The 13,792-nt window shown below is 39.7% G+C and carries 12 protein-coding genes and 1 pseudogene; 6 read left to right on the plus strand and 7 right to left on the minus strand.

Annotated elements, in window-relative coordinates; all coding sequences use genetic code 11:
- Window positions 1-246 precede the first annotated feature (246 nt).
- From Q0976_RS10205 to Q0976_RS10215, 4 genes and pseudogenes are all read left to right on the plus strand, one after another.
- Window positions 247-1,371 (plus strand): LamG-like jellyroll fold domain-containing protein, encoded by a 1,125-nt coding sequence (locus Q0976_RS10205; protein ID WP_299493613.1) that lies wholly within the window; start codon window positions 247-249, stop codon window positions 1,369-1,371.
- Between the two features lie 631 nt (window positions 1,372-2,002).
- Window positions 2,003-2,983 carry a discoidin domain-containing protein gene (locus Q0976_RS10210; protein ID WP_299493615.1) on the plus strand — a complete coding sequence of 327 codons (981 nt, stop codon included), beginning with the start codon at window positions 2,003-2,005 and terminating at the stop codon, window positions 2,981-2,983.
- 51 nt (window positions 2,984-3,034) lie between these two features.
- Window positions 3,035-3,211, plus strand: a pseudogene (locus Q0976_RS24185) (transposase); the annotation flags it as partial.
- 439 nt (window positions 3,212-3,650) lie between these two features.
- On the plus strand, window positions 3,651-4,259 hold the full coding sequence (locus Q0976_RS10215) for a hypothetical protein (RefSeq protein ID WP_299493617.1): 609 nt from the start codon (window positions 3,651-3,653) through the stop codon (window positions 4,257-4,259).
- 40 nt (window positions 4,260-4,299) lie between these two features.
- Here Q0976_RS10215 and Q0976_RS10220 read toward each other — a convergent pair whose 3' ends face one another.
- The 5 genes from Q0976_RS10220 to Q0976_RS10240 all read right to left on the minus strand — a co-directional run bounded on the left by Q0976_RS10220 (window position 4,300) and on the right by Q0976_RS10240 (window position 10,942).
- Window positions 4,300-5,352 carry an NAD-dependent epimerase/dehydratase family protein gene (locus tag Q0976_RS10220; RefSeq protein WP_299493739.1) on the minus strand — a complete coding sequence of 351 codons (1,053 nt, stop codon included), beginning with the start codon at window positions 5,350-5,352 and terminating at the stop codon, window positions 4,300-4,302.
- Between the two features lie 59 nt (window positions 5,353-5,411).
- A complete protein-coding gene (oleC, locus tag Q0976_RS10225; protein ID WP_299493741.1) occupies window positions 5,412-7,121 on the minus strand; it encodes an olefin beta-lactone synthetase in 1,710 nt (569 codons plus the stop codon).
- A gap of 98 nt (window positions 7,122-7,219) precedes the next feature.
- Window positions 7,220-8,125, minus strand: a complete 906-nt coding sequence (locus Q0976_RS10230) for an alpha/beta fold hydrolase (protein WP_299493619.1) — start codon at window positions 8,123-8,125, stop codon at window positions 7,220-7,222.
- Window positions 8,126-8,287: 162 nt separating this feature from the next.
- A complete protein-coding gene (locus Q0976_RS10235) occupies window positions 8,288-9,337 on the minus strand; it encodes a 3-oxoacyl-ACP synthase III (protein ID WP_299493621.1) in 1,050 nt (349 codons plus the stop codon).
- A 330-nt stretch (window positions 9,338-9,667) separates the two neighbouring features.
- Entirely contained in the window at window positions 9,668-10,942 is a 1,275-nt protein-coding gene (locus Q0976_RS10240; protein WP_299493622.1) for a methyltransferase, read from the minus strand.
- A 275-nt stretch (window positions 10,943-11,217) separates the two neighbouring features.
- Here Q0976_RS10240 and Q0976_RS10245 point away from each other — a divergent pair, with 275 nt between their 5' ends.
- Window positions 11,218-12,171: a hypothetical protein gene (locus Q0976_RS10245; protein ID WP_299493624.1), complete on the plus strand. Its 954-nt coding sequence runs from the start codon at window positions 11,218-11,220 to the stop codon at window positions 12,169-12,171.
- 169 nt (window positions 12,172-12,340) lie between these two features.
- The gene (locus Q0976_RS10250; protein ID WP_299493626.1) at window positions 12,341-12,580 is read left to right on the plus strand and encodes a DUF1289 domain-containing protein; all 240 of its coding nucleotides are present in this window, start codon (window positions 12,341-12,343) and stop codon (window positions 12,578-12,580) included.
- 25 nt (window positions 12,581-12,605) lie between these two features.
- Here the strand turns inward: Q0976_RS10250 and Q0976_RS10255 are convergent, their stop codons facing one another.
- Both Q0976_RS10255 and phoU read right to left on the minus strand, forming a co-directional pair.
- A complete protein-coding gene (locus tag Q0976_RS10255; RefSeq protein ID WP_299493743.1) occupies window positions 12,606-12,965 on the minus strand; it encodes a YajD family HNH nuclease in 360 nt (119 codons plus the stop codon).
- A gap of 103 nt (window positions 12,966-13,068) precedes the next feature.
- Window positions 13,069-13,779, minus strand: a complete 711-nt coding sequence (gene phoU, locus Q0976_RS10260; protein WP_299493628.1) for a phosphate signaling complex protein PhoU — start codon at window positions 13,777-13,779, stop codon at window positions 13,069-13,071.
- Window positions 13,780-13,792: the final 13 nt, after the last annotated feature.

A 13,792-nucleotide genomic window follows, 5' to 3' on the forward strand; every position in this document is an offset into this window, starting at 1 on the left:
ACTTTACATCAAATAAATCAAACTAACTTATCGTCAATAGAGGAAACCACTGTTGATTGCGAAACACTAAAGTAATCAATTCAATCTACAAGAGTAGCTTATCCATTCTTATAACAAACCAATAAGAAGGCTTCAGTGCTGCATTAAATAATCCAGAATAAATGGCGTTCAACTTGACTCCATAACACCTACATTGAATACTTACACAACTAAAATATACAACTGCATTACTGAAAGGAATCAGCCATGCAACAAGCAATATTACAAGGACACCCCATCGATGAAAAAAGTGTCAGTGGTGTAAAAGCTGGCGAGCTCTATATCTGCTTTAAAAAGCAAAAAGTCTTTCATCATCACACTGAAGTGATATTGTCAGGATTATCTTTTAACTTGCTAAAAATATTGCTCTTATATTCACCCATGCCCTTATCTTGTGAACGATTACTCACACTCGTCTGGCAAAATATTGTCACAGGAGAAGATAATGTTAAACAAAGAATAAGTATACTACGCAAATCATTAGCTCCCTTTCAAAGCAGTATTACAATACAAAACCAACGAGGACAAGGCTATTTTATTCGCGCACCGTTAGTTTGGATGAGTAACCAGCCTCAAAAAAATCCCCCAAAATATTTTTCTCTACACCAATATGCTTTCATCAGTTTAACGATAATAGCAAGCTTACTCAGTGTTGCTTTTATTTCGATTAAAAGCACAAATCAAACAACCTTAGATGTCAGTATCGACAACAGTATTCGGCTGGCAAAAAAACAATCCGATCTGGCTTTTTGCCTCGATGGACTTGATGATTACATCGAAATTAATGATCAAAATAGACTCGACATACAAGAAGAGGATTTTGCTATTGATACTTGGATCCAAACGTATTCAATGAAACAGCGTGTCATTGTTGATAAACGTTATGAAAACCAAGAAAAAGATGTCAAAGGTTATGTTTTATATATTGATGAAGGCCAATTTTCTTTTCAGCTTGCAACAGGCGATGGTACTTGGCACTGTTTAGAGCCTCACTCCTCTTGTAGCCTTTATCATTCAGGAGGGTTCATTGCCGATGGCAACTGGCATCATGTCGCTGTATCGATTGATCGTGATCATCCTCAAGGAATGCACTTCTATCTAGATGGACAACTTATCGCTACTGCAGATCCTACTGACAGAATGACATCACTCGAAAATGATAAACCTCTTAGGATCGGCAGTCGCTCTTCTTATAAAACAGGGTTATTCAAAGGCGCTATTGGGGCTGTTAATCTTTACCATAGACAATTAACTAACAGTGAAGTTAATAACTTATACCGGCAAGGTAATACCAGACACTGCTACAGCATTGCAACCAAAGGAGGGATATAATGCCCTGCTTATCATTTTTGTCTCAATGGTTCACATATTAAACTAACTTTAACTCGGAAATAAGAAATTAAACTAATAGCCCGCTTTGTGATCAAATCTTTTGACCAGAACTAACCAATCACACTGAGGGCATATGGGTAAGTTTCTACACAGGATATTGAGCCCATTTCTTCAAATCAAAATCCCCCATTTACTCAACTAAATCAATTTATTGACCTTATGCCAAGCGCTGCTGTACCAATATGTCGTTATTTTTCATTCTTATCTGAAATGAAGCTAAGCCGATCACTTGTCATACTCTATATCTCTTCATTTTCTCAATTAATGCATCAAATTGAACATTAAAAATAGGACTATTTTGTGACCACAAAAATATTTATACCATTTAAAATCAATCAATTAATAAGGTGACTATTCTTTTACCTACGTTTTATCTTTTTTTACTGTCATTACCTTTCAACCTCAGCCAATCTGATCATCGAACAACTTAAATACAAACAAAGTGTTTATAACGTATAACCCGCTTAAATGGAGTAATGATGTATATTTAGCCGTCAAAAATAGCGGTTATCACATCTCATTTAATGCCGTTTTAAACTGATTTCTTCATTACATTTTAAGGATAAATACAATGAAAATTCACTCTCAAGTATTAACAGGCCTACTCAGTATTGGTGTGACATTATTACCCATAACAGCTCAAGCCACTTCATGTGATGATATCATTCCAGAGGTGCCAAATCCAAGTATGATCACCGCTTCAGGCGTTTACAGTAATAGTTATCCAGCCAGTCATGCCTTTGATAGTAACGCCAGTTCAATGTGGATTTCACCGGTCTGGCAAACACCCGCTTGGATTGGCTATGAGTTTAATCAAGGAGAGAAAATCACCCAATACTCCATTGACTATGTTAATGGTTCAATCACCTCTCGTGCGCCAAAAGACTTTCAGTTACAAGGTTCCAATGGCAGCCAATGGTATACGTTAGATGAACGTAATAATGAAATAAATTGGAGTGGTAGTGAAAAGCGCACTTTTGTTATACAAAACCCTGGCACCTATAAAAAATATCGTTTAGTGGTCAGTGATGATAATGATCCTCGTAGCGGAGTTGTCGTTATTTCAATTGGTACACTCACATTAGAGCGTTGTGGCTGTGGCAGCTACCCAGATCAAACGACAGTACAAACTGGTCCATCTTTAAATGTCTTCGCTTCAGGAGAATACAGTGGCAGTTATCCTGCATGGCACGCATTTGATGATAGCCCTTCTTCAATGTGGATATCACAAGTATGGCAAACACCAGCTTGGATTGGTTATCGCTTCCCTGAAGCAAAAATGATTGAAAATTATCGCATTCATTATACTAATGGCAGTATTACCACTCGCTCTCCAAAGGACTTTAGCTTACAAGGCTCAAATGGCACAAGCTGGGTGACGTTAGATACTCGTACCAATGAAACAAACTGGAGTGGTAATGAAGCGCGCTGCTATGCCGTTTCTCATCCAGGATATTACAGTCAATATCGCCTACAAGTGACTGATGACAATGACAATCGCTCAGGGGTTGTGGTTATTTCAATTGGCGATTTAAGCTTAGAAGGTCACTAACAATAACAAGAAGTGGTCAACATTCATTGGCCACTTTGATTCAAAAATCATCTTAATGAAATTGGGAACTTGAATTATTACGATGAAAATATGACAAGTGGTAAAGTTGAAGGTGTCAATAATCAGCATAAGACAATGGTTAAAATTGCTTATGATTACAGGGATTGGACGCTATTTGAGCTAAGAATTAAAGCAAGTCACGAAGCGAGATCTTCACTTTCCAGATGAACCAAATAACGCTTAAGAAAGACTCCTTAATTCAATTTCAACTGTCGTTATTTAAACATTTCAACCCAACTATTTTATATTGTTATAAATATTTTTTTCATCCTCTCGATACAAAATCATTTGAAAGTTTATGAAAAATATACAAAAAAAAAATGACTATTATGTAACTTATACTGCTCAAAATTACAAATGTCTTAATAAGTATTATCACTGTTCTTTTACTGAAAAAAAAATAGTATTTAAAAACAATGAGTAATGTTAATTATTTCTTTTTACTATCTTTTACTATCAAACTTAACCACTTTTTATCATTATCTTCATCTGCATAAATCAGCTATTCGTTAAGATCAATTGCAAAATATTTTCGCCGACGATAACGGCTTAAATTATAGCCAGTTTTACTGAGTACATTAACTATAAAATTAAGGGAATAAATTAAATGAAAAAAAAATACATGCTATTACTTGCTTCTATGTTATCACTAAGCTCACATGCCTCAACGAATTATACCTTAGAGCAAACAGGTAATTACACATCAGGTTTTGTCAATAACTATGATAATAGTGCAAATTTTATTTGCCCTTCAAACATGTTTTTAACTGGTATTTACAGCATACATAATGGTCATTATGAAGATCGAATATTCAAATTCACTTGCCACTCATTTAAGACTCAAAGTCTGGGGAGTTCGACGTCTAAAATTATCGAACGGAGCCGAAACCTAGATCACTCAAGTGGTTACCAAAATGAATTCGATCAACCACTGAGTTACACTTGTCCAGCAGGAGAATATATTGTAGGTGTATCCAGCTATCATGATGGACACTACGAAGATCGTCGTTTCTCTTTTACTTGTAGCCCTATGCTCATTGATGGCAACAGAACAGCAGCAAAAGACTGCAATAGCACACCGACATCAACCTATGACACAATTAATAATTTGGTTGCCAGATTTGGTGCATTTACCAGTATATACAGCGTACACAGTAATCAAGCTGAAGACAGGCAAACTTCATTACAATATTGTGGTGATGTAATTCAATATTAATTAACTCTCATAATCAACAGCTCCTTAAGTTAAGGAGCTGTTATTCCTTCAACCAATGAGTTAATCTCAGCATTCCTTCATCAATACTCACTAAGGGCTCATAACCTAAATCTTGCTTAGCCGCCTCAATATTAAAGTAATGGTGCGTGGACAATTGTCTTGCCACAAAACGCGTCATGATAGGTTCATCTTGCTTATTCAATAAACGATAAATCACTTCTAATAACGCTCCTACTCCATAAGCAATATTGGCTGGAACGCGCTTTGTCACTTTAGGTAATGACTGGCAGGCCAAAATACGATTTAACATATCGCTCATCAAAATAGGTTCATCATTACTAATGAAATAGGCTTTTCCTGCTGCTTGAGTATTTTGTTCTTGCTTTTCAGTTGAAGGCGAAATCAAAGCGATAGCTGCTAATACATGGGCATAGGCCGCATTAGCAATATAAAGCGTATCCACTTTTTTATCTTGTAATCCCACCAGCTTTAATTTGCCTTTTTGCGCCCTTTCAATCACACGAGGCACTAAATGAGGATCCCTTGGTCCCCAGATCAAATGTGGCCTTAATGCTACCGTCGATAATTGACCTTTATCGCTCAAAGCACACCCATTTGCCGCTAGCACTTTTTGCTCTGCAATCGCCTTAGATTCACTGTAGTGGTTTAAAAAATGACTAGCATAAGGTTTTGTTTCACTTACATTAACTTCATCTTCACCCGAAAATATCACACTCGGCGTACTGGTATACACGAGTGTAGGAACCCCACATTCACAGCAAGCAGCAATGATATTCTCAGCTCCTTTCACATTGGCACTAAAGTAACTGTGTTTACTGCCCCATACGCCCGCTTTTGACGCCACATGAAACACAAGGTCACAACCTTCCATCGCTAATATCAGTGATGCCTTATCCGCAATATCACCTTGGATCATGGTGACTCCAAGGGATGTTAACTCAGGATAATCACTTCTTGCAAACCCCGTCACTTCAATGCCTACAGCAATCAAACGCTCACAGATTGCTCGACCTAAGAACCCTCCTGCACCAGTGACAAAAACCCTTTTCACTTTAGATTTCAACTGCGTCAGCGCATCTTGCTCTTTAGCATCTAGCGCATTAAAAATAAACGTGTTTGACTCTAGCTGTTTCACTTGTGAGTCACCATTTTTTGTTGTGCCCACACCGCTAATTTTTCCCTAAAAATTTTAGCATTATGACGTATATCAACAGGAAAACGTTTATGAAATAAAAAATGTGTAATGCCTGTTGTGGTTGCATGCTCACTGGCAAGTAATCTAAGTTCATCAATCACCCCTTTTTGCGCCTCAAGTGTCAATGCATTTTCACTCTCAATACAGATTAATGGTACTGTATTCCCATCAAGCTCTACTCCCACTAAGGCTGTCCGTTTAACACGTGTATGGGTATTAAAAATACGTTCACAAGGAATGGAATAGTACTCCTTTATGCCTTCATCAGCCTGAACAACCACTCGATGTGCTTTTCTACCACACATCCATAATTTCCCAGCCTCGTCCAAATAGCCTAAATCCCCCATTCGATGACGGATCCCATCAACATCTGCAATTTTTGCTAACGTATTCGCATGGTCTCTTTGATAGTAAGATTGACTGACCATAGGCCCTTTAACCACAATTTCTCCGACTTCATAAGGTGGGAGACATAAGCTCTCTTGCCATCGTTTTATGGGTTGTTCATTAATATCAATCACTTTAATCTCAACGCCGTGAATAGCCTCTCCAACACAGATCCCACCACCATTATCAGTCACATCACGCGTTTTGAGTAATTCATGATGATTAATTTGGCTTAAAGGTAACGATTCAGTAGCCCCATAAGATGTTAGGATCTTGGCTTTTTCTGGTAATAATTGACCCAATCTCACCACAGAACTGATTGTTGCAGGTGCCCCGGCTGAAATAACCCGCTTTATACTCGACAAGCTATGCAACTCTTTGGTTTTAGTCACTTGTATTTGAGCCAGTCCGGCTTGACCTAAACGTTCGATTAATGCTGGATTAATAAACATATTGCTGCATTGATAACGCTCGATTGCAGCAAAAATCAAAGCGGGATTAGCCGTAATAGGCTTACTGGCATCCATATCAGGGACAATCGATGCCATTCCCAATGCTGGACCAAATAATGAAAATAGAGGAAAGGTCGCGAGATCTCGTTCGCCAACTTGAATATCATAGTCCTCTTTTAGCGCACGGATCTGAGCTTCAAACATACCATGAGAATACACCACACCTTTTGGCGTACCAGTGCTACCACTGGTAAATAAAATGGCCACCATCTCATCTTCATCAAACCTAGCCATACTAAAGCGACCAGACTTTGGGGTTCGCTTAACCAATTGCTCAAGCTGGACTCCCCCCCAGGGACTATAGCGCCCAATATGCTTACCGCCGACAGTAATAAAGTGTTTCACACTTTTTTTACCCCAACCTAAAATACGCCTTGCAATATGGGCTTTGGGGATCCCAATAAAAATATCAGGCTGAGCTTCCTCAAAACATTGTTTAAGATTCTTAACCCCCATACCAGGATCAACAAAAACAGGAATTATACCGACTTTAAAAAGTGCGAAGGTTAATACAAAAAAATCGATACTCGGCGTGACCATCAATACCGCTTTCATACCAGGCTTTAACCCATACGCCAATAAAGCAAACGCCATATGATCGCTTTTAAAATTCAGCTCAGAAAAGGTCATTTCATCATAAAGTAATGACTGTATGCTGCGAATATGACGCTGCTTCTTTTGTACTGCAACGGCTAATAATTTCGGTGTTTCTTTAGAGGCCCGGACCAAATGACGGCAAAGATTCATTCGAGTCTGTTTCACCCTGATCTCAGCAACACCATGATTATTCAATGGTGTTGCGTCCACTTTACGATCAGCACTCGAACACTTTATTTGCTCTAACATTAGGCTGCTGTCACGGCATCAATCTTAATAGGATGAGCCGACATAAAAGTCTGAATATGCTCCACCACTTCCTCTGTCGCGTCTTCTAAAATATAATGACCACAATCTGCAAACTCATGAACTTGCGCTTGTGGAAAGCGTTCTCGCCACTCAGCTAAAAAATGCTTATCAAAAACAAAATCTTTTAATCCCCAACAAATCACCATAGGAATATCTTTAAATTGCGATAAACTGTCACTGATCTCAGACACTAATCGATAATTACGATCGTGTTTGACCAGTGGAATGTCTTGTACGAAACGTAATGTTGAAATCCGATTAGCCCAAGAATTAAACGGCGCCACATAAGCCTTACGAATAGCCGGTGCCATCGGTGTTCTTTTTACTCCTACGTAAGAAGCTATAGACGAAAACGCATTAAAACCTCTCACCAATACCGTGCCTAGTAATGTATTACGGCAAATCCATAATGGCCAAGGAAACGGTTTATCTTTTGGCAAATGAAAAGCACCAGTATTTAACACCACCAAACGTTTAATTCTGTCAGGATAACGTGCGGCATAACCCATACCGATCATTCCCCCCCAATCATGCACCACTAAAGTGATATTCTCTACGACACCTAAGCTATCCAATAACGCTTCTAAATCATCAATGCGGCTTTTTAACGTATAATCATAATCAATATCACTGGGTTTATCAGATAAACCACACCCAATATGATCAGGTGCAATACATTGATATTCTTCACTTAATTTAGAAATCAATTCTCGGTAATAAAATGACCAACTGGGATTTCCATGAACCATGACCACAGGGTCGCCAGCGCCTTCATTGACAAAGTGTAATTGCTGGCCATTTCTATCAAAGAAATGACGTTTAAACGGGTGCAAATTTTCTAACATGTGTGTCCTATTGTACTCATTTTACTGATATACATTAGCGCATTAAAAACCATTCTGTCTTGATGAGCTAACGCTATTGTACAAATACTCATTATGTGAAAAGGGTATACGGTTATTAAGCTAAAGGCTATTACACGTACGATTATCTTCCCTTATTTCAGACTACCATTTGAGCCCTAACATCATACAATTAAGCCCACTTCCTATTCCTAAAAAGCTCACTTTATCTCCTTTATTTAAAAAGCCCTGATCATGAGCCATCGCTGCACTCACAGGTAAAGATACCGTGCCCATATTGCCTAAGGTTTGATAAGTTGGAAACTCTTTATCTTGTGAAATGTTCAATGCTTTTAGTACTTGCCTACGGTTTGATTCACCCACTTGATGACAAATGACTTTATCCACTTGCTCAACGCACCACTGTCGCTGACTTAAAAAATGATCCCAAGTTTGACGAGCAAGTGCGACCCCTTCTTTTAACAAACTCACACCATTTGTTCGCATGAATTCACGATAAAGTTGTGGCCCAGCTTCTTCTAACCCCCATTGACACAAGTCATGGTGCTCAGGAGCCGATAAGTGACTCGCCCCTAATAGCTGATGGCTGCGTTGATTTGTTAACGGTAAGCTACCATCAGTCAATAACACCGCAACCGCACCAGACCCTCCCGTTAAGGTCGCTAGCGACTGAGCATAATTTTGCATTGTCGGCTCAGCTAACATTTTATCAATGGTAATATCCACAATATGGCGAGCAGACTCACAAGAGACCACTAAGCCTGCTTTTATTTGCCCAAGTTCAATGCGGTTAGCGATATCTAATATGCCAGATAACACGCCAAGACATGCATTACTGATGTCATAAATAGCCGTATTTTTAGACATGCCGAGTTCGGCTGCGATGCGGCAAGCCGTAGCAGGTTCATGCTGATCTCGGCAAACTCCGGTATAAACAAGTGCACCAATATCATCCACTTCAACGCCTGTTTCTATCAGCGTTTTATGTGCGGCAGCTAAAGCACCATCAGAAAGGCGATGCCCTTTTGGCCACCAACGACGCTCTCGAATTCCCGTTAAGGCGGCTAGTTGTCCCATAGGAATTCGAAACTTCTGGTATAGAGGGGCTAATTGAGACTCTAATTCGGCAGTAGAAACCACTTCCGGAGCCAATTCATAGGCCAGACTATTGATAAAAACGCGGGAATATTTCATGAAATCTTATTATTCACTCACCAGTATCAACTTCATTTTAGCCAATACCTTAATTATTTACTGATAACCGCCCATTTGACCAAGAAAAAAGGAATGTTTCAATAAAAACCTCAAATAAAGCCCAGTAAAAATCATCATCAAGCATCCTGCCACGAAAAAGTATCTAATAATACGATGAACGGCTCCTTTCTATTGACGCATTTCGCATAAAAATTAAACAATTAATTATCTTTTTCAAACACGCTTTATCACGGTATATCCGTGATACTTCAAGATGCAGAATTCACTTAGGCGCCACTCTTTTTACCTAACACAAAAGAAGTAAAGAAACTAAAGCGACTTTGAAGCCGTAATCAAAGCATTACGTGGTGTAATACTGGCGTCACAAAATCGAGATAAATGCACTTGGTAACCCGCTTCTTGTAAAAAGCATACTCTGTCCAGCAACAGCCAGCGTTCTAATACGCCACGAAATAAATGAGCAACCAAATCAATTCGCCTGGTTAATCGTTGGCGCGCATAGCCTTTCTTTAACAGCGCTTCAAAGTTAAGCTCATCTGGTAACACGACATTTTTTTGCTTCGCCGCCCACAAACAAAAGTCATTAAACGTGCCATTAAGCTGACTTTGCTTGATGCTCGGTACTGGAAGATACGTATTGACTCCCCTCACCTCTCTTTGCAAAGTATCAAAACCTAATCGCCAAGCAATTTCTTGCAAACGATAGTCATTTTGCTTACCACTGGCTATGACACTTTGCTGTAACGGTAATTGCAGATCATGACGACTAAGCTGTAAAAAGCTCTGCTGGGCTTGTTTAGAGAGTGCTTGATAAGTTTTATCTTTTATTAAATGATAACAACAAGGAGAAAACGCAATTTCTTTTGTTTGCACTTCAGCCGCAGATTGCAACAAATTAACATGCAGATCGCCACAAGCATGCAAGGCAATCACACACTGCTGCTGTTTAATATAAGCTCGCCCTTCTGTGAAAGCATCGGCACAAATAAAGTGTTGTGGCAATACCCATTGCTGAGCAAATGCTTCACCAGCGCGACATAAGTCCTCTTGCCATTCAATGCTCAATACGCTCACTTCTTGCGTCTTAGCAATGAGACGACCTAAATGCCCTTTGCCCGCACACCACTCAAGCACCGGATATTGATTATTGAATACAGTGTCAGATATTGACTGAGTAAACGCGGTAATTTGGTGCCATTTTCGTCCTTTTATATGCGCACTAAAATGAGCTTCATCCGCAAAAGCAGCCCATGTTTGATTCATCTCAGTTGCTGGCTTAAGTGGGATTAACATTTGACTCAATAAAGATAAATCCCATTGCAGATCAGACAACCTACAATCTTGCTCTAGTGCAGGTAATAGTGTGCTGAGTAATAAGTCAGGTGACTTATCGATAATCTCTAACGTGAAGTCCTCCAATTGCCAGACTTTCTCCGCTAATGTCGGAAATTTATCTTGCCAAGGTAAATCGTCTTGCTGAAACGCCACGACTTGCCATAACGCTCGACTGTCATAAAGAAAGCGGTCAAGATTTGCTAACTGCTGTTGGAAAAAATGACCTTGAAAACCCGTATGCTGTAGCACTAACCTCAGCGCTCCTTAATAATCAATTATCGCCTACATTATACCAATAAAAAGCCGCTCAGAAGACAAGAATCGTCATCCTACTTTCAGGTGATAAAAAAACAGCCAAAAGCATAATAGATAATTAATTAACTTGTCTCTAATATAAGTCTCGAAATAACACTTATTATCGGATGGTATGGATATCCCCAATAATAAGTCATCATCTGATAAGGATAAGTCGGATATTTCAAGTTAATACCAAACTTACCATAACTAAAGGACTAGGATTCATTATGGAAATGCTTTTTAAAGGAACAAAAGCGGTTAGCGCTCTAACCAAAACAGCTCTGGCTTGCACCACACTTTGTACGGTCTTATTAACCTCCCCTGTCGCCAATGCCCTTGATGTTGTGATCATCATAGACACAACCGGCAGCACAGGTGCATTATTGCCTAATTGGCAAGCGCGAATGCAAGAAGAAGTCATTGATCAATTCCGTCTAGCCGATCCCCATACCCGCTTTTCATTGGCTTCTCATTTGGATTTTCCGTTTTCACCATACGGTGGTACAGATGAATATGCCTATCGTCTCGACGCACAGCTTGACAGTAATACAGAGCCCTTTATTTTAGCGCTCAATAACTTAGATTCAGGCTGGGGAGGTGACGGACCCGAATCACAATTAGAAGCACTGTACCAAGTCACCACAGGTCACGGGCGAGATCTTAATAATAATGGTAGCTTTTTAGACCAAGGTGATATCAGCCCAACCAACACAGGATTTAATGATAACTCACCTTCAATCGTCATCCATTTTACCACACCCGCCGTATTTCATAATGAACCTTTTGAACCCAATTATCCCTACAGTGGTGTCATCAATCCCCCAGCGGATTTTGATAGTGCTCTTACTGCCATGATATCTAAAAATGTGATTTATTATCAAGTTGAACCCAATGCCTTACCTTCAATCATGGGAAGCGAAAAGACAATCATGGATCACCAGATGCAGCAGCCTCTCTCAGTGAGTCTACAGCAAGCTAAAATGGCAGTGGCAGCGACACCGGGCGAAAGATTAGCTGAGGCTACTGGAGGAGACGTACTTCATGTGGGTTCCGATCTTTCAGGGCTCGCTGAGGCCATTGAAGACATTGTGGAAGACGTCAGACCTTGCCCTGCAGGACAAGTGCCTGTTTATTTACCTTGGGCAACCTATTGTGTACCAGATCACGGTGACAAAGAATAACGCTGTTTTTGCTTAAGTTTATTAACATCTGTCTGTATCTTTAACACTAAGCGACTTAAATTACAGGTTGCTTAGTGTTTATCAAATCAAACCACTTGGGTATAGCCCTCACCAAACAGAAAATGATAAACTGCTCGGCAGTCACTCTTTATCGCATAAGGTTTTCAGATTGAGCAAAACAAAAGTCGACTCACCCTGCGTAGCGCATTGTGGCTTAGACCAAAATGATTATTGTATGGGGTGTTTTCGCCACATTGATGAAATTGTGGCTTGGAGCGGTGCAAGCAACAAACAAAAAAGTCAAATTATTGCGAAGCTTCCTCATCGAAAAAATCAAATGCAAGGCGGAGAAAATACCCAACTTATCAGCCGAAAAAAGTGGTTAGCAGCTGAAAAACGCCTGAAATGAAATATCAAACGCTTTTCAAAAGCCATTATTTTTTATTGAGCATACTCTTGAGATCGGCAAAAGGATTATACGTTGCCGCATCCACTTTGGTCTCAGTGGTTGATCCATATTGGATCAACTCTTCAAATTTAGAGTGTTCATTATCATGACAAAAAAGGCATAAAAGTTCCCAATTTGAACCATCTGACGGATTGTTGTCATGATTGTGATCTCTATGATGAACCGTTAACTCACGTAAATTTGAATGTGTAAATTCACGAGTACAACGGCCACATACCCAAGGGTAAAGCTTTAAAGCTTGCTCTCGGTAACCCGTTTCACGTTTGGCTTTATATTCTCTGGCTTCAGCCAGCACCTTATCTAATTTACTTTGACCTGTAGACATCGCATTATTTCCCATTCTATCCTGTAACGATAGTAACATTTTTAACAAGCCAAAACACGTAAATTAGGGTGTAATAAGAGCGCTATTCAAATCGTCAATTCTGTTATAAGTCGAGATCTTTTTCCATTTCTTCATAAGAGGTATGACGAACATCCTTACCTTTAACATAATAAATAATATACTCACAGATATTTTGACATCTATCCCCAACTCGCTCGACCGCTCTGGCAGCCCAAAGTACATCAAGCACCTCTGGAATCGCACGGGGATCTTCCATCATATAAGTCATCAGCTGACGAATAATGCCTTCATATTCACGATCTAACTTTGAGTCTTCTTTATGTAACTCCAGCGCAACTTCCGCATCCATACGCGCTAAAGCATCTAATGTCGCATGCAACATACGGGTGGCATGCCGTCCCATATTTTCAATGCTAACCAACAAAGGCTGTTGATTTTTAAGTCTTTTATCTAAGGCTGTTTTTGCTATTCGAACACAAGCATCACCAATACGCTCTAGATCGGTAATGGTTTTTGTAATCGAGATCACCAAGCGTAAATCACTGGCTGCAGGTTGACGTTTTGCGATAATACGCGCACATTCTTCATCAATGGCCACTTCCATTCCATTCACTTGATGATCGCCTGCAATCACTTTCTGGGCCAATTCACCATCCAGAGCTGATAACGCATTCAAAGCCTGTTCTAGCTGACGCTCAACCAGGCCCCCCATCGTTAGAACGCGATTACGAATATCATCTAACTCGGCATTAAATTGGCCTGAGATGTGTTTATTGAGATTCATGTTTTCCATGTAGAACTCACCC

Origin of the sequence: uncultured Shewanella sp. (genome assembly GCF_947501665.1) — a bacterium.
Lineage (GTDB): Bacteria > Pseudomonadota > Gammaproteobacteria > Enterobacterales > Shewanellaceae > Shewanella.